The 19,066-nt window shown below is 33.7% G+C and carries 9 protein-coding genes; 2 read left to right on the top strand and 7 right to left on the bottom strand.

Translation table 11 applies throughout. The features are described 5' to 3' along the window. Positions 1–109 precede the first annotated feature (109 nt). Positions 110–2,812, top strand: a complete 2,703-nt coding sequence (locus ACJBCC_RS04155) for an outer membrane beta-barrel protein (protein WP_407556466.1) — start codon at positions 110–112, stop codon at positions 2,810–2,812. A gap of 36 nt (positions 2,813–2,848) precedes the next feature. Here ACJBCC_RS04155 and ACJBCC_RS04150 read toward each other — a convergent pair whose 3' ends face one another. The 7 genes from ACJBCC_RS04150 to ACJBCC_RS04120 all read right to left on the bottom strand — a co-directional run bounded on the left by ACJBCC_RS04150 (position 2,849) and on the right by ACJBCC_RS04120 (position 17,216). Continuing rightward, positions 2,849–5,425, bottom strand: coding sequence for a sulfatase-like hydrolase/transferase (locus tag ACJBCC_RS04150; RefSeq protein WP_407556465.1), 2,577 nt, complete (start codon positions 5,423–5,425; stop codon positions 2,849–2,851). Positions 5,426–5,640: 215 nt separating this feature from the next. Then, positions 5,641–7,506 carry a sulfatase gene (locus tag ACJBCC_RS04145; RefSeq protein ID WP_407556464.1) on the bottom strand — a complete coding sequence of 622 codons (1,866 nt, stop codon included), beginning with the start codon at positions 7,504–7,506 and terminating at the stop codon, positions 5,641–5,643. Between the two features lie 45 nt (positions 7,507–7,551). Further along, positions 7,552–9,120: a sulfatase gene (locus ACJBCC_RS04140; protein ID WP_299098238.1), complete on the bottom strand. Its 1,569-nt coding sequence runs from the start codon at positions 9,118–9,120 to the stop codon at positions 7,552–7,554. Positions 9,121–9,165: 45 nt separating this feature from the next. Then, a complete protein-coding gene (locus ACJBCC_RS04135; RefSeq protein WP_407556463.1) occupies positions 9,166–11,130 on the bottom strand; it encodes a T9SS type A sorting domain-containing protein in 1,965 nt (654 codons plus the stop codon). Positions 11,131–11,440: 310 nt separating this feature from the next. Beyond that, positions 11,441–13,108, bottom strand: coding sequence for a hypothetical protein (locus ACJBCC_RS04130; RefSeq protein ID WP_407556462.1), 1,668 nt, complete (start codon positions 13,106–13,108; stop codon positions 11,441–11,443). 232 nt (positions 13,109–13,340) lie between these two features. Then, a complete protein-coding gene (locus ACJBCC_RS04125; protein WP_407556461.1) occupies positions 13,341–14,861 on the bottom strand; it encodes a sulfatase-like hydrolase/transferase in 1,521 nt (506 codons plus the stop codon). A gap of 96 nt (positions 14,862–14,957) precedes the next feature. Next, positions 14,958–17,216 (bottom strand): glycosyl hydrolase family 95 catalytic domain-containing protein, encoded by a 2,259-nt coding sequence (locus ACJBCC_RS04120; RefSeq protein WP_407556460.1) that lies wholly within the window; start codon positions 17,214–17,216, stop codon positions 14,958–14,960. Positions 17,217–17,655: 439 nt separating this feature from the next. Between ACJBCC_RS04120 and ACJBCC_RS04115 the strand changes: the two genes are divergently transcribed. After that, positions 17,656–18,807 carry an adenylyltransferase/cytidyltransferase family protein gene (locus tag ACJBCC_RS04115; protein WP_407556459.1) on the top strand — a complete coding sequence of 384 codons (1,152 nt, stop codon included), beginning with the start codon at positions 17,656–17,658 and terminating at the stop codon, positions 18,805–18,807. Positions 18,808–19,066: the final 259 nt, after the last annotated feature.

Here is a 19,066-nt window from a genome sequence, read left to right as displayed (position 1 = left end):
GCGGTTATAAAATTTATATTTACTCACAGCTTAAAGTAAAGACTAAAAAACTGATTTATTACTATAAAAACAATGCCTTACATTAAAATCTAAGTGATTTTACTAATACATGAATTCGTCAAAAATTTTAATTGTAGTATTTCTAACTTTGTCTAACGTTCTTTTTAGTCAGTCTTCACCACTAATTAAGGGCATCGTTACCAACGAAGACAAAACGCCTTTAGAACTGGTCTCTGTAGCAATTTTAAAACAAAAGGATTCTACATTAATAGATTATGCACTTACAGATATTAAAGGAGGATTCGAATTTTTTGATAAATCAACAGAGTCGGTATTACTTCAATTTTCTTATCTGGGCTATGTAACGCATTTTGAACATATTCGTTACAATAATAAACTTGTAGACTTAGGTAATGTTATACTTACAGAAGAATCTTTCCAATTAGATGTTGTTACATTATCTGCAGTTATCCCAATTCAGATAAAGGAAGATACCATTGCTTTTAATACTAAAGCTTTTAAAGTAAACCCAAACGATAATTTAGAAGGATTATTGAGAAAATTACCAGGTGTAGAGATTGATTCTAATGGAAAAGTTGTCGCACAAGGTAATCAGGTAACTAAGATTTATGTAGATGGAAAAGAGTTTTTTGGAGGTGATCCTGCTATTGTTTTAAAAAATTTATCGGCAGACGCTATCTCAAAAGTTGAAATCATTGACAAAAAAAGTGATGAAGCAGAACTTACAGGCATAGATGATGGCAATAAACAAATTGTTATAAATTTTACTCTAAAAGAATCAAAAAAAAATCAAGGATTCGGAAAAACATCTGCAGGCATAGGATTTGATAAACGATATTTTGGCAACCTGAATTATAATAAATTTTCCCCAAAAACACAGCTATCTATTATTGGTAAATACAACAATATTAATATTACAGGATCTAATATTCAAGGGTTTTTGGCAAATGCGGATGGTATTACGGATGAATCTGATGATGACTATAGCAACGCAAATAAATCACAAAATTTAAGTGGTTATTTAAAAACAGCTGTGAGTGGAATAAATTTGGGGCATGAGTTTAAAAAGAAAGAAGCATTCAATGCCGATTATTTTTACAACCTTTCTGATAATAGAGGCACATCACGATCTAAAAGAGTTTCATTCTCAAACACTAATAACTTTGATTACGAAGCAAACAATGAATATAATAATGTTTCAAAAAATCATAACTTCAATTTTAATTATCTCAATAGATCTAATAAATCAAATAGTCTAAGAATTAAAGGCCGTTTAATCTCAGATGAAACCTTTCAGAATTCAACCAGAGATGGTTTTTATTATAATGATGTAGATGTTATAGAAACTACAAATAGTCAATATTATAATAATAAAAACATTAAGAATTCTTTAAATTTTAACATCAACTTCTATCAAAAATTGCCAAAGATGGGACGTAGTTTTAGTGTTGGCTTTAATACTACAATAAGCGATAGAGCAAAAGATAATGAACAAACTACTTTTATTACTAGAAATGTTTCTAGTAATAATTCATCTAACAGTGAAATTTATGCCATAAGGGATGAAGTTTTTAATAATGGTCTTTATAAGTTTAATTTTAAATATACAGAACCTTTGGGTGGTTTTCATTATATCAAATTTCAGTCTTATCTAAGTATTTTAAATCAGAATGAAGACATTTATCAACATAAAACAATAATAACCGATAATAATGCTCAAGAGCTTTTAGCATTTAGATACAACAACAGAGAAGGCAGTTATCAAAACCAAGTAGCTTACAATTACAGTACTAAAAAACTAAATATTTTAGCAGGTATAGAGTTTCAAGAATTAGAGCGTTCTTTTGGTGTTATCACTGAGGATAAATTTAATAGCACCCAATTTTACTTGAACCCTTTTTCTACGTTGCAATATAAACCTAAAAAAGGAGTAAAGTATCGATTGGTATATAAACGGAAAATACGTAGTCCAAGAACAGCAGAAAGCTCAACAGTTATTAATGATCTAAACCCTTTCTTTATTAGAAAAGGAAATCCAAACCTGAAAACCGAAAAAAATGATGATTTTTTATTTACAGCTAATATTTACAACTATAAATCATCATTAAATTTTACGAGTAGAATAAGATATCAACTTTCTCAAGATGCTATTATCTCAAATATAGCAATTGACGAAGATTTTATTAAAACTAGAAGTTATATCAATAGTGGCACTAGAAAACGATTAACAACGTCATTTGATTTTAGTAAAAAGATAAAGGGTTTAGGAATTCGTTACATAATTAAGAATAATATTTATTATGATTCTTATACTTCAATGATTAATTTACAACTAAACAATGTAGTTGCAAGAGACTTGTCATTAGGTTTATCTTTTGAAAACGCCAATAAGAATTTTATAGACTTAAAACTTGGGTCTAATTACAGTATAAACAATACCTCTTTCTCACTAGAAGAAGATTTAAACAGAACGTACGTAAAGCAACACTATTTTTCAGCAATAGATTATGATGTCATTGAAAAACTAAATTTTAACACACAGTTTGATTATTTCGTTTATTCAGATAATCAATTTGACACCAATCTTTTTCTCCCTATATGGAATATGGCTATTTCCTACACCATAGAAAATAGGCATATATTTAAACTAGTTTTAATCGACCTGCTCGATAAAAACGTAGATTTTGAACGTCGAAGTACGACCAATTATTTTGAAGAAACAACTTCAGAAAGCTTAGGTCGCTATGTCATTTTGAGTTATACTTACAGGTTAGGAAGTAAAAACAAATAGATATAGCGACCTATACTTTTTTTAAAAGAAGTTTTTTTATTTCTTCATCAATTTTAAGGTTGTCTTATTACCATACTGGTCATATACTTGTAAGAAGTATAAACCTGGATTAATTCCTGATATGTCTATATTCTGGTACTGATTTGAAAATTCTAATGATTTTTCACCTAATACATTATACAAAACACCCGATTCTACAGGTTTATTTAGGCTAAAAACACCTTTTGCTGGATTAGGATACACTAACAAATTTTGAAGATTATTTGCAACATCTTCCACTCCTAAACTATCTAAATCTAAATGAAATGAAATATCATAAACCCTAAATCTTGGTGGTAATGCTGGATCAGCATTTACCAAATCAGTTACCAAAAGCTCCATGGCTTGTGCAGATTCCGTAAAAGTAGTGGGAACATCAAATTCGTAATATAAGTCATCGGTATCGCTAACACTCGTATATTCAAAACTTTGGGTATCTGTACCAATGGTAACATCAAAATTTACGGTATCGCCTTCACGAGACCTAATATGAAATACAACTTTTTCGCATAACACAGATTGATCAGCCTTTACATTGATATTAAAACCATCGCCACCACCAACAGTTCTCATTTGTATAAATGCCGAATTTGCAGTAGCAGCTCCAATAAGTTCCCCATAAACATCCGTTTCTTCCGGTTCAAACAACTGTACTTCGTCAACCGTATTAAGTGTAATCTTAGTGATATTAACAATCTCAAGTTCTTCAGATAATACTAAGAAATTATTTTCATCTCTTAAGTTGAACACAATTCCAGAGGCATCATCAGGTACGTTAGCCGTAACAATATTACCATTTACAGTTACCGCTTCAGCTTCAATCCATTCTACATTTGGTTCATTTGTTCTATACAATAAATAACCATAACTAATTTCCGCTTCACCTGAACTATTAGCTATTATTGCTGTTGCAACGCCTGTCTCTTCGTTGTAACTGACGTCAGTAAAATCTGGAACAAGCAGTTGATTAGGTAAAGGTCCATCTGGTTCTGAATAATCAGGATTCCATGACGGAATTCTTGCATCATTATTTGCTAAATAGGCTTCTAATGTATTAATCATATCTTGTTTAATGGTCTGATCCATAGTGTTAATGACATCTGTTTGTTCATTTATGTCAACAAAAGTATCTCCTCCATTATACAATTGGTATGCTTCGTAAGTATTATCAACATAATTTTTATATAACTTATAATCACCTCTTCTTATAGATGATTTTGCTTTAATATCACTACCAACACTAGGATAGTGCCAAAAAAGATCTGTTCTTTCCGTTGTTGTACCTCCTATTGTTTGCTCTACTATGGTATTATTTCCTTTTAGTAAATCGCTTAAATCCGCACCATCTAAATCATCATTAAGAGCGCTAGCTATAGTTGTATCTGTTAAAGACAAAATTGTAGGAAAAAAATCTAAACCATTAACAACATTACTATATTCAGCTATTGGTATATCAGGTCCAGTTACTATCATAGGTACACGAATACCACCTTCTCTAGAACTTGTTTTTCCTTCGTCTAAAGGATAGTTGTCCGCCACAACTTCAAAACCGTTAGCCGCATTATTTTGTTCTGAAGCGCCATTATCTGAAGAAAAAATAACATAAGTTGTATCAAATAATTTCATTCCAGGATGCCTTGGATCATCAGTTGCCTTTAAATAATCAACGAGCTTACCTAAACTCCAATCTAAGGTTTGAACCATTGCACCATAAAATGGATTATGTTCTCCAGCTGCAGTTAAAGGTGTTGTCTCCGTTGGTATACCATCTGGACCAACATCGGCTGCATCTATTTCACCTGCATCAACTAATGTTTGCGTTATGGCTTGCAACATTGGTAAATCTCTAGTTTGTATAGGTGTGTGTACTAACCAAGTCGCCATATATAAGAAAAAAGGTTCTCCTGCTCCGCCATTAGCAGCAACTCTATCTTCTAAATACGCTACAGCTTCATCTGTTACAGAATCATATGGTATGCCATCAGCATCTAAAGGGTAATTTGAATCATTCCCACCAAAATTTGAAACATCATATCGATCACCCATATTTTGTTGTACTCCTCTACTTGTAAATTCAGTATTAAAACCTTGATCTACAGCTACAGGAAAGCCATTAGCTCCATCAACATGCCATTTGCCAATATGGCCTGTATGGTATCCATTTGCACTTAAAGCTTCTGCTATAGTGTACTCATTAACATCTAATCGTTTTGGATAATAGGGACCTATTATTTTATTAGCAGATTGCGCATTCGTTAATCCGGGTAATTTACCACCAGAAACTTGCGTAAGTTTAGTTTTTATGGGATGCCTTCCACTTAACATTGCTGCTCTAGAAGGTGCACAAGTTGGTGCAGGCGAATACGCTTGAGAAAATTTAGCGCCATCTGCAGCTAAAGCTTCCATCTTAGGTGTTGCCCAAGGCACCGGGTTTTCAACATTATTAAGATTAGTGTCTTGCCAACCCAAATCATCTACATAGAAGATTACAATGTTTGGCTTGTCTATAACTTGTCCATAAAGTTGCGGTGCTAAAAGTACGCTGAACAAAAAGAGCAATGTAGTGTTTTTCATAATGACTTTATTTTTTGTAAAAATAGATATCCTGGTCGGTTTTGGTTTTCTAATTTCAATCAAGACTTTACTCATATCCCTCTTTTAGTTTCATTATATGTTATATTCATTAGTATATTACAATTATAGATAGATGAAAAACATATAATTGTAAAAATGAAAAAAGCATCAAAACGTAAATGCCTTGATGCTTTTTTTATTTTTAAAGTGAGTTGCTATTTAACCACAATGGCTTTTGTTGCGAAAACTTTCGTTAATTTTTGATAACCAGCATCTGGATAACTAACTAAGTAGTTATTTTCATCAACTAAGTTAAAGACATAATGAGTTGTGCCTTTAGGTAAGGTAACAGATGCTTTATTGCCTTTTAGCGTCATAGTTGCAGGAAACCAGATTTCACCTTTTATACCACCATTTGTAGTGTAAATTAGTTCTGCACTAGTTACCTGAGCTCCATTGTTTTTAAATTCTATCCAAACGGTATTGTCTTTTGATCCGTGATCTACAACGGTAGGTACTTTAGATTGGTTTGGTAATGATTTTTTACTCGTTGGGTTTAAGAATGGATATCTTGCGTTAAGTTGATCTAAGCGCTCTTGTAACAATTGATTCATTGCTTTCGCTTTCTCTGGCATTGAAGCGGCAAGGTTTTTTGATTCTTCAATATCTACACGTTTAGAACCATTTTCATAAAGCTGATACAAATCTAAAGTCATACTTTCCTTAGTGTCGGTATAGTTACGCACCAATTTGTAATCACCTACACGCAGTGTAGATTGCATTGAACTGTTAGGGAAGTGCCACATCATGGTGTTTCTTGATTCACCTGTCCAAGGATCAATTACCAATTTGGAGTCGGTTGGGTCTTTATCCAATAAAGCAGATAAATCAGCACCATCAAGAATTTGATCTTTTTGTTTTTTAGTGCCTGTCCAGCTTAATATGGTTGGGTAGAAGTCAATTCCATTTACGATGACATTAGATTCAACATTGGAATCAATATTAGGTCCTGTTATAATAAGTGGTACTCTAACACCACCTTCTTTGGCATTTATTTTTCCTTTATCTAAAGGATAATTATCTGTTATAATTTCTCTTGTATGGCGTTCCATGCCACCATTGTCGGAAGTAAAAATAACATAAGTGTTTTCAACTAACATATGCCCTGGCCATCTTGGATCTTCTGTTTCTTTCAGGTATTTAAGTAATAAACCCGTATAATGATCTATGGTTTCAACCATGGCAGCATAATAGGCATTTCTTTGACCTTGTTCATCCCAAACGTCGCTTTCTCTTGGATATCCTATACCCAATTTTTCATAGTATTTCTTTAGCAATGCCTCACTTCTAGTGTGAATAGGTGTATGTACTAAACGCGAACAATAGTAAAGAAAAAAGGGATCTGATTTAGATTGGTCCATAAAGTCAATACCATCTTGAGTAATATCATCAAAAGGAAACCCTTCTTCGTCTAAATAAAATGGATCTGAAGGATCTGTAGTTGCAAATCCTGTTGTTCTATCCTTCATTCTTTGATGAGATCCAAAGCCATGTTTTGAGAAATCAAAACCTTGCTGTTTTGGTAAAGGTTCATCTGATCGTGCAGCACCTACGTGCCATTTACCAGAATGCCCTGTTTTATAACCATTAGTCTGAAGTGATTCTGCAATGGTTACTTCTGAAGCATCTAAAGCACCTCGCATCCAAGGACTAATTAAAGTAGAACCATGATTAAACGGTAGAGGTGGATGACCACCTCTGACGTTTGTGCGTTCTATTCTAACAGGATGCTTACCAGATAATATTGCGCCTCTCGAAGGCGAACACGTTGGAGCAGGTGAATAGGCTTGCCAGAACATTACACCTTCTTTAGCGAGTTGATCAATGTTTGGAGTTTCAAATGGTGAAGGTTCATCCACGTCATAACATTTTACGTCTTGCCAACCTAAATCATCAGTTACAATCAGTAATACATTAGGTTTGCTCGGTCTTTCGTTATCTGTTTTTACAGGAGTTTGACTACTGCATGTTGTTGGGATGCTAAACAGTACACAAATTGAAAGTAAGAATATTTTATACATTGTATTGAGGTAATAATTTATTGGATTTATTTATTTGGAATGTCTTTAGTTTTTCTTCTTCTTTTTGTTTCTCTTCTTTTTCTTCTTGTTGCTTGATCTTTTTAATACTTCTTCATAAGTACCAATTAAATAAGGTTTTTTATCTTCAGCAGTCGCCTTTCTATCAAATAGCACACCATATTTTTGATAACGATTATCTGTTGTCGCTTCTTTTCGTAATTTTTCGAGATGTTCATCATAAACAGCACGCATTTTTTCGAGATGTTTTTTGGCTGAAGGATCACTTGCCTTATTCGTCATTTCTAACTTATCTTCTCCAATGTGATAAAGTTCTTCTGTAGGATTCATACGATCATCTTCATACTGCCAAAAGATGTATTTCCAATCTTGAGAAACGACTCCCATAGCTTGTATTTCATCATTGCCCCACATATTGGTAAGGGCCACCGTTTCGCGTTTAAATTTCTTTGGTTTTTTAATTAGTAGGTTTAAATCTTCACCATCCATGTTTTCTGGTGGTTCTATACCTGCATATTTTAAAATGGTTGGAGCCATGTCAATATTTGCGGTAATCGCTTCACGACGGACACCTCTTTTTTTACTTGGTACTCTAGGATCGTAAATGATAAGTGGAGATTTTGATGCTTCTTCGTAAGGTAAAACTTTTCCTCCAAAACTGTGTGCTCCACAGCTATAGCCATTATCACTTGTAAAAATAATGATAGTGTTGTCTGCAATACCTTGCTCTTCTAAGGTTTTTCTTATCATACCTAAAGCATAGTCAACGCCATGGATTAATTGGTTGTAATTTTTAATGGTTTTTTGGTAGCTTTCTTCAGAATCTCGCCAAAAATCGTAACTATTATATTGTCGTCCTGTTTTTGCTTGAGGCGCTATATGTTCTGCATTCTCTTCACCATAATTTTCTGGTTTCTTGTATGTTTTGTCTTTATAAACATAGTCAAAATATTGGTCTGGTGAAAAAGGCATGTGTGGTGCCTTAAAACTAATGGACATAGAAAACGGTTTACCTGAGGCTTTGGCTTCAATAATAAAATCTTCTGCCCAAGCTGCATAAGCTCTAGTACTATGCGGATATTCTTCGGCATATTTTGCCATGTATTTATTCTTAGATGTTTTATAACTTGTTTGTCCTAAGCCACCTGCCCAATTATCGAAATCATCTACAGGAAGTGACCCCCATTTGTTATGACTTGTTCCGTCACCATCATCTGAAACTGCTAAACCAAATTTGCCTGCAAAACCAGTATAGTAACCTTGTTCTCTCAAAAGAACAGGATAAGATTTTGCAAATTTTTCCTTACGTAAGGGGCCATGTTCAAAGTTACATCCTGCTTTATATTCGTACATTCCGGTAAGAATAATGGCTCTACTTGCCATACAAATTGCTGTTGTATTATAATGATTTTCAAATAACACCCCTTCTTCAGCTAAGGCATCCATATTGGGTGTGACTACCTGATCATTACCATAACAACCTGTTGCAATACTGGTTTGATCATCGGATAATAAGAAGATAATGTTCGGTCTATCTTGTGAAAAACTACTTGCCGTAATCACGACAAGAATACATGATAAAATTAGGTGTTTCATAAATCTTTTAGAGCTTTATATTATTAGTTTTTTAATAGTTTAGGGTTAGTTTGATACTAATATTTTTCGAGTAATATTGAGTTTTTTTCCATCGGTAAGTTTTACAAAATACATACCTGAATCTAAAGATGTTAAGTCTAGTTGTGTTGTTGTAGAACCATTATTCCATACGTTTTCCATCATTTTCGTGCCTATGGTACTAAAAACAGTGATGTAGTTGACCTCTGTAGTCATGCGGTTAATGGTTAAAAGATCGGTCACAGGGTTAGGGTAAAAGTTTACATCTGACGGATTATAATTTATCACTGACAAAGGTGCTTCACCCACTAAGTGAGCGCCTTCAGGTCTCACATAAGGTTCACATTCCGCAACAGGAATAGATAAAAGTCTGTCGTTAATGGCTTTCATGATGAACATTTCATCATCCATCATATAACCTTTATCATTTCCTGTGTCATCGATAGTTGTTGCAAAAGTTAGAGCAGCATTAGCTTGCACCAAGCGCTTAGTAAATCTATACGCATCTTCAATACCAAAGACTATGGGATGAGAAGAGACATGCCATTTCTCTCTAATAGGAAACCAAGCGTGTTTTAATACGGTATTCCCTTCGTACATAGACCATGGATTTTCTACCATATTAGGTATGGTATATTCTTCATAAGCCCAAGAGTTTGGTGGTGCTCCTTGACCAAGTGGTGTAACATGCCCTTTGGTATAATCTTGATAGGTGCTATTGGCTTCAAACTTTATAATTCTATAGTCGCTTTCATCTTCATCATCAATACCATCAGAATCTACCAAAAGATTGTTGCCATTTTCATCTGTAAAATAAAGCCCTGTAGGTTGTGCTCCGATAATTGCAGTCGGATCGGTATTTTTAATCATTTGAGCAAAATCTTCTAAATGGCCATCATTGAGAAGTTCTGAGGTGGTATCTAACCAATATCCATCGGCATAATCTTTAACTTCTAGTACAAAACCCTCAATTAAATCCTTGTAGGCAGCATATTCATCGCCTGCAAAATTGTTTGTGTAGTAATTGATCCAAGCGGCTTCAATATCTGCGCCATCGTTAATAGCTCTATCTAAATAATTGGTAGAGATGTACAAAATTACCTTTTTACCATCATCTATGAATGTTTGCATGACTTCAAAAATGATGTTTTGATTGGCTACACTAGGCACTAATGCTTCATGAATTTCAGCAGCGACATCTACATTGCTGTTCTGTCTAAGCGCGAAATAATGAGAATGAGCAAAATAAGACAAGTTTGTAATCACGTGACCTACTGCTGGCAATTCATCCACCACTTCTTGAGCGCCAGCAGGAAGGTCGTAGCCGCCAGCCACTTCAGAGTCTAAACGTTCGCCTCCATAAACCGGAAAGGTAATTCCCCATGAACCAGATAACCAATTGGCTGGATGTGATGCCACATCTACAACCTGATCTGTTGAACCACTTATAGAATCTATATAATAGGTTGTTGCCGGAACAGAGCTTGTGCCATTTGCAAATCCTATTTTAATAAATTGATATCCATCAGCATTGATGACTTCAGTTGGTATTGAAGTGCCGTTAAAGTTAAAGGTGAAAGTTTCCCATTCTTGTCCAACTGTAAAATTCAATTCTACAGCACTTTCTGCACTTACCGTGGTATTAGAAAAGTGTACACTTATTTTTGAGTTAGTTGCTGTTAAGGATGCTGTAGGTATATCGATATAAGCTTTAAATGTTACAGAATATCCTGAGAAATCTGTTACTGCGTTGTAAACATCAAATTGTAAAAAACTCTCTTGACCTGCTTCCCTATTAAATTGTGAAACATTAGTATTAGTATTATTCCCTGAAATTTCTGGATTTGATACCGCTCTCAAAAATGTTGCGGATGTTGTACTCTCCTGTTCAATTTTATAGGTGTTAGTTTCGTTCTCATACCATAAAAATTGAGCGTTGGATATTTGAACGAAAGAAATCAAAAAAAAGAAAATAGGTAAAGACTTTTTCATTATTAATTAAGTTAGCTTCTGATTATTAAATCAAAGATATATCTTGAACAGGGAATCTCGTTTCTTAAAATAGTCAAATAATTGCTCTAAAGCATCATTTGAATTAACTAAAAGAACTTATCTTTCTGTTACAGATATTTTACACGGTTACCTTAAATAATTAATTCTTAATTATGTCTTTTATCAACATAATATAAAGTTTGTAATTGTAATGTGTAAGGTTATTTGTTTTAAACCAAAAAAAAGTCCTAAGTTAAATTTTTAACTAAGGACTTTCTATTATCATGTTGTCTAATTATTTTAATGACACTTAATTTATTTCATAAGTAATTGTATCTATATAAAATTCAAGACCATTATCTAAATTTGTAAAGTTATTTCCTATTAATCTAATTTCTCCACTAATGATATCAGAAGTTAGGGCAGCACCTGATGGTGATCCCGTAAAATCGAATACCATAGTATGCCATTCACTTTCGTTTGATTCAACAAAATTACCTTGTATTTGTTGTGAAGCTGTTCCATCACCTAAGTAAAATCTAACACGTTCATTACTATCAAAATTACTGATGTCATTAAAATTCGGCCAATACATACGTACGGTTACTATTAAATTAGGATAGTCAGTAAGAGCAACACCTTCTCCTTCGTTGAAATCAAAACTAAGGCTTTTATTTCCACTTCCAGAAGTAGAACCTATAGTCCAATTTGTAACATTCGTAGCCTCTGTATCTGCTGTATCTGGATTTGTCACTGTTGATACAGAACAGTCAGTACAAGTTGTTGATAATGTTATGTTTGTAATTGAATTATCCACATCAAGCCAAGTGCCTTGTGCAGGAGGATTAGTATCTCCTTCTTTTTCAACAGTTACTTTTGATAACCTAAAAATAGGATTTGTTGTATTACCTTCTGTTAGCATCTCATCTAGAGTAATAGTAACAGTTAGTGGTGTGCCTGAAACAAGTGAAAGCATCGATGCAAATTCAAAATCGAGAGCTGGTGCACTACCACCATTTTCTGTTGATGTAGCCGCATAAGAAAAAGGTGTGTCTGGATAACCTGTCACAGAAACTGTTCCGGTAACACTACCTTTTGCTCTTTTTGCTAATTCTAAATTTAAAGTAGCATCAAATGCAGAAGTTGCATTTGTAGTTAAGTCAAAAGTGAAAACGGCAGTGGCACCATCATCACTAGCATCTATAGTAGAAACACCGATGAAATTATTATTTTCTACAAGTACACCTGTACCACCTATGGTAATTATATCTTGATTAAGATCATCTTCATCTTCTTGTCCTACATTAAAGGTTTGACTATTTTCACCAGCGTCATCAAATAATATACTTGGATTATCATTACCAACACCACTACCATAATCCTCAGACTCTAGAATGATTTGTACTACAAATCCTTCAGTATTATCGATACTGTCAGAAATAAAGATGAACCTGCCAATGTTATCAAAGTTGAAAGAATACACACCGTTTACTTGACCATCAGTTGCTTCTATAAGCGTCTCTGCTGTGTAAGGCCAGTCATTGCCATTAGCATCATCAATTCTAAGGGGAGGATGTTTTGCTTTTAATGTTCCAAATTCAAATTGCAAATCTTCTTCAAGTGCACGCGGATAATTAATAGTATAACCTTCGTATAAGTCAGAATATAAATATATTTTATCAATAATATCTGTTGTTGTGTTTACACCAAATCCTATGCCTTCAGATAAATATTGCCATCTAACTAAACCATCTGCCTCTTGAGTTATTTCTTCTGGTTCTCCATGTAATGCCTCTAATTCTACAGATGTGTCTACTCCTATTTCTATACCTTCAACGGTTTTGAAATCTACTGTACCAAATTCGTTCATACCAAATGTCACTGATTCGGGAATCACAACTGGGTCATAATCTAGATCAGATGAACAGGATAGGCTAAACAATAAGAGAATAGCTGAAATATACTTGATAGTTTTCATAACGTTTAAATTAGTATTAATATGTATTCAAATATCTTATACTTATGCGAAAAAACGGTTCTTTATTCTATCAAATGCTTGCTCTTTTTATGCATAAGTACGTTTAGTTGTTAAATAGCGTACTAAGCTAGTGTTTTGAACTTTAGTGGATTTCAAATTATAGAAATGAAATATATATCCTCTCTTGCAAAAGCAAAATCTTTTTACACGATTGTTTAGATGGTAATTTAAATTAGTTGAGTTCCGACACTAATGTTTTACATCGGTTTCTGTATTGGTTTAAAATTTCTAGATAGTCTTTGTTTCCAACTAAATTGTTTTGTTCTTTAGGGTCGTTGATAATATCATATAGTTCCTCATAAATTGGTTTTTCATTAGTTTCTACGGTCTGATTAGGAACATATTTAGAGCGATCATTATCCTTACTAAACGAACGAATATATTTAAACTGTTTACTTCTCACCGCTTCTTGTCTAGGGTAGCCTTGGTCTGTAAATAGGTTTTCTAAGAAGATATCTTCTCGCCAGTCTATAGGCTCATTATGTATTAAAGGCAGTACACTTTTGCCTTGGTAGGATACAGGTGTTTCCATACCGCATAGCTCTAAAATAGTGGCAGGAATATCTTGCCCAACCACCAAGTCTTCAATAACTTTTCCTTTGGTTTTGTCCTTGAAAAATGGCGAATACACAATCATAGGCACATGCACAGATTCATCATATAAAATGGTTTTTCCGCCTAGGCCGTGTTCGCCTAAGAATAAACCATTGTCTGAACAGAACACGATAATAGTGTTTTCTGCTTCACCGATTTCCTTTAAGAATTTGCGTAATTCCCCAAGCATTAAGTCAATAGCATAGACCGCACGATCCATTTTGAGCTTTTCATTTAATAATTTCCCTTTTTTTGAGGTAACATAATATTTCATTAAATCCTTTGTGGCATAAACATTATCAGGTAAACTAATGTCTTGCGGATAACCTTCAGGCAGTTCAATATTATGTTTTACATCCTCGTATTTTGATTTGTAATATTCCGGATCGTTTGGCTGCGTGCCCATTCCACCAATACTAGACGCATGTGGAAGATTTAAATTAATCCAAGCCGAAAAAGGTTTGTTGGGATCTCTTTTGTTCAGTTGTTTTTTTATGGAAGGTTGTGCATTTTCATAAAAATAATCGTAAGTATCATCTTGTGATAAGTAGGCTTTAGTGGCCTCGAGCATACCTTCAATTTGCGTTTCATTTTTAAGGTTTGAAAATTGCTTATGGCGTTTTGCAGGATAAAATCCTAAATGACCATTGCCATAATAAGCAAAATCCGTGTTTTCGTTTAATGGTGTATTGTGTTTATCACCAATTTTAGTGTGACTCTTACCAATAAATGCAGTAGAATAGCCTGCTTCCCTCAAAAGCACTTGCCAGCTTTTTTTATAGGTGTCTTCCGTAATGATATTTTTAGATATATAATTAAAGCCGATTTTATTTCTACGTTCCCATTGGCCCGTAAAAATATTTGCTCTACTAGGTCCGCAAATAGGGCTAGTAATATAAGCGTTATTAAAAAAGACGCCTTCATTTGCAAGCTGATCAATGTTTGGGGTTTCCGTTATCGGATCGCCTGTCATGCTTAACGAATTGAAGCGTTGATCGTCTGAAAACACGAAAATAATATTTGGTTTCTTAGGTTGTTCTTGCGCTGTGCATGAGAAGAATGACGAGAGTATAAAGAGGCTGTATAAAAAGGGTTTCATGTGATTATATTTATTGTTTTTTAGCGGTCACATGCTGTTCGCTATTAATCATTCTGTTGGGTAATGATATTTTTAGCATGCTCGTTTCATAATAAATTAATAAGAACTGTAATAGTTATGACCTGGTAGACGTTTTGTTTTCTTTCCATAACCGAAAAGGTTCTGTTCAGCTTCCGATTTTGGTAATTCTTCAATAGTTAAATCAGTTTCTTTTAAGGATTTTGAAGTAATAATAACCGTTTCATCGGTTTTTAAATCGATTGTATAAAAGCCTTCTGAAGATTCCTCCACTGAAATTGATTTTCCATTTTTATAAAATTTTGGATTCTCGAAATCAACTTGAACAGTACATATGTTGCCTTTTAAACTTTTAACCGACACAAATTCCGTTTCGCCTTCTATTTTTTTAGCACTTACTAAAAAGGCACCTTGCGTTCTAAAATCGTGAAAGGCTACATCTTTCCATTTTTTAGGACTAGCTGGAAAAACACGAATTTTTTCGCCCCAACTTTGCAGCATCATATCGTGTAAGCTTGTGGCAAAAGACAAAGGACTTTCAATTACCGGATTTATTTTTCCTTCAGAATACATGGTGGTGGATGAAATATTCTTGTGCTTAATTAAGAAATCGAGATAATAATAGGCCTTTTCGGCATCGCCTAAATTGGCATACATAGAAGACGCTCCTGTAGCCGTATAACCGGTTACTGGCATGGCTTTAATCTTTTTACCACTATTAAATGTAACATCTAACCAGTGGTCTAATGAGGTGCGTAATAATTTTTTGTTTTCTTCCTTTTCTGGTGTAATTACCATTAATGGATAAAAAGCGAGTAAATGTGAATAATGACGATGAGGATTCGCAAAAGGTCTATCTTTTCCAACCATAAGTCCATTCTCATCAATCTGAAACTCCACTAAATTATCTAGCAAATGTTGCCATTCTTTTTTAAGCGGATCGTTTATGTGATGTTGATTGTCAATGTCAATAAGGGTTTGACAACTCCAACGAATTAAAGCCAAGGTAAAGTTGATATCCTGACCACGTCCTGGTTTGTATTCTGGCGACCAACTGTATTTAATATGAATTTTGCCATCTTCAGCTTCAACAGGATTATCTTTAATATAGTTTAAATAACTATTTACGGTCTTTTTTAAAATTGGAAATAACTTATCGCGCATACGCTCATCATCACCTGCAAATTGACAATGCAGCCAATAATCATTTAAAATCCACGCCAACATATCTGGAACTTTCCCACCATTGAAAGCAATTAAATCTTGAGGCATTAAAGCCGCAACGGCCGCACTGTTTTTCCAATGTTTAGGCACATTGTTTTCTAAGTTTTCTGTGTACTTGTCAATATTGTTGGGTAAAGATTCACCAATAGACATTCTATTAGTTGTTAAATGCGTCCAATAGATGAGTTGCACATTTAAATCTCCCCAAACCATTGGCCAAAATGTTCTGTTATACCAAGGTCCCATTAAATCTAAAATTGGTCCGTTACCACGAGAGGCAGAGCCTAATTTATACATTTGTATCCAGTAAAAGGATTCCTTTTCGGCATCGTTGATGCTTATAAAACTTAACGGATAATACTGGTGCCACCATTGTTGATGTGTGGATATAAAATTGTTTTCTTTAATAAGATGATCAGCAGTTTCTAAATTTTTAACAACTATGTCTAATGAATTATGTTCTGGGAAGGTATGATGCACACTTGCTATTAACTGTTGTTTTTTAGAAGCATTACCAGTTATCTTATAACCTGTAGTGGTTTCTCCTCTATTATCAAATAAGGCTTGATAGCAGAAATTGTAACCATTTTTTTTACTGAATTCTGGTTTTGGCGCCATTTCTAAATTCGCCGCTCTCATTTTATCCCAAGTACCACCTTTTGGACCACCACCTTTTTTTAGAACTTCGTAAACTGGTGGAATAGGGGCTTCGGCATGCCATGTGATTTCTACAGTTTCGTTTTTGGCATCCGTTTCAAAATAAATAATATCGTTAGTGCTGTGTGTAAACCCTTTAATGTTATAAGACCCTTGATTGGTCGTTATGGTTCCTTTAAGTTCGGCGTTCCATAAATCCAAACGCATGTCAACACCTGTAATTTTTCCTTTAGATGTTAGTTTAAAATGACCCAATGGTAATCTACTGCGTTTGATCCAAAGCATTTCTTCAGCTTTTGTTTCGGCTTCTCTATGATCGTAATAATCATGTCTTCCAATATGTAGTGAAATCACATTGTCTGCTTCCTCTGATCCTTGATAAAACAAAAAACCAACATTTCCATTTCCAGAATAGGGTGCAGTTTGCCATTTGTCTGGCATAATATCCCAAAGCATATCATGTTTAGATAAAAAGGACTCGAAATTGACCTTAAAATCAACTTGTTTATTTTGTGCAAATAAAGTGCTCGACACAAGAATTAACAAACATAAGACATGTGATTTAAGTTTTAATTTAAACATAGTTACGAATAGGATCTAATAAATTACCATTATATAAAGTTGAATAACAAATATATTTTATAAACACTTGAAAGTGCTTCTCTAATCCTTCAATTATTATCTGTAATTCTGCATTGTACTAAAATATGGCACATACTTTTATAGTGATATGCAATAATTTAGCCAAGTATATCATATGTTAAACTGTTTTATAAATTAGGCTAACTTTTTTTTAATTGATTAATCTTATTTTAGAGAAAAATACATGAAATTTGGACTGTAATAGAGTTAGGTATATTTAGCCTAGCATTTTCTAACATAATAGGTTTTAAGGATGAAAAAAAAGGTATTTGTTTCGGGTTGTTTTGATATGTTACATAGCGGACATGTCGCGTTTTTTAAAGAAGCTGCTACTTATGGTGATTTATATGTTGGAATTGGTTCTGATGCAACAATAGAAAAATTAAAAGGGCGTAAAACAATTACTTCAGAACAAGAAAGAGTTTATATGATTGACTCTATAAAGTATGTCAAAGAAGTTTTCGTGAATACAGGTTCGGGAATTTTAGATTTCAAAACAGAACTAGAAAAATTAAACCCAGACCTTTTTGTAGTTAACGAAGATGGTTTTTCTGCTATGAAAGAAGAGTTTTGTAATTCCTTAGGCATTGAATTAAAAATATTAAAACGTGTTCCAGATACAGATCTTCCGCCGCGCTCAACGACTGCTATTAGAACAACCGGAAATTGCTCATTACCCTATAGAATAGACTTAGCAGGCACATGGATAGATCAACCTTATGTATCAAAATATCATCCTGGATGGGCAATAACATTATCTTTAGAACCTATTATTGAGTATAACGAACGTTGTGGCATGTCTACCTCAACTAGAAATGCTGCTAAAAAAATATGGCCGCATTATTTGCCTTTTGATAAGCCAGAAAAATTAGCTGAAATACTTTTTAAATTTGAAAATACACCTGGTTCAACTTTAATTTCTGGAGCACAAGATGCTATAGGAATATGCATGCCAGGATTAGTGAGACATTATTACGACAACGCTTATTGGCCAACAAAATTTGAGTCTATTCATTCTGAAACTACCCTTTCTTGGTTAGAAGAACGTCTTCATATGGTACTACTTTGGCCAAGAGAACAAGGATTAGAACTTCTAGAAGACACGAATATTAATACAGAAAATGTAAAATCACTTGCTGCTTCATCTGATATTGTTTGGGAGGCTATTAAAAATAAAGATTTGCAAAAATTTGCAAATGGATTTCTAAAATCATTTAATGCTCAAACCAAAATGTTTCCTGCAATGGTCAACTCAAGAATAGATGCAGAGATTTCTAAATATAAAGACAAAGCACTTGCGTGGAAATTAGCTGGAGCAGGTGGAGGAGGCTATTTAATACTGGTTTCTGAAAAACCTATTGAAGGAACTATGCGAGTTAAAATTCGAAGAAAAGAGATTTTATAAATCCAATTGCTAGTTTATGCAATATCTATTTTTCTTACTTAAGGAGAAGTTCTTTTGAAAATTTAATTGGTTTTATCATAATTGAGTTAAATACTACATTAGTATATCCTTTTCGAAATTAAGAACTGTTGCAAAGGTCATGATTTTTTCACTTTAATGGAATTACTTCGGATTTATAAAACAAGTATGTTTTATAAATTTATACTTATATCATTCATATTGTACCTAGAATTATGAATCCTGTGTTTTTTAAATCAAA

Source organism: Winogradskyella sp. 4-2091, from assembly GCF_045765065.1.
Classification (GTDB): Bacteria; Bacteroidota; Bacteroidia; order Flavobacteriales; family Flavobacteriaceae; genus Winogradskyella.
Note: the sequence above shows the minus strand (reverse complement) of the source record. Positions and strands in the feature narration are given on the sequence as shown.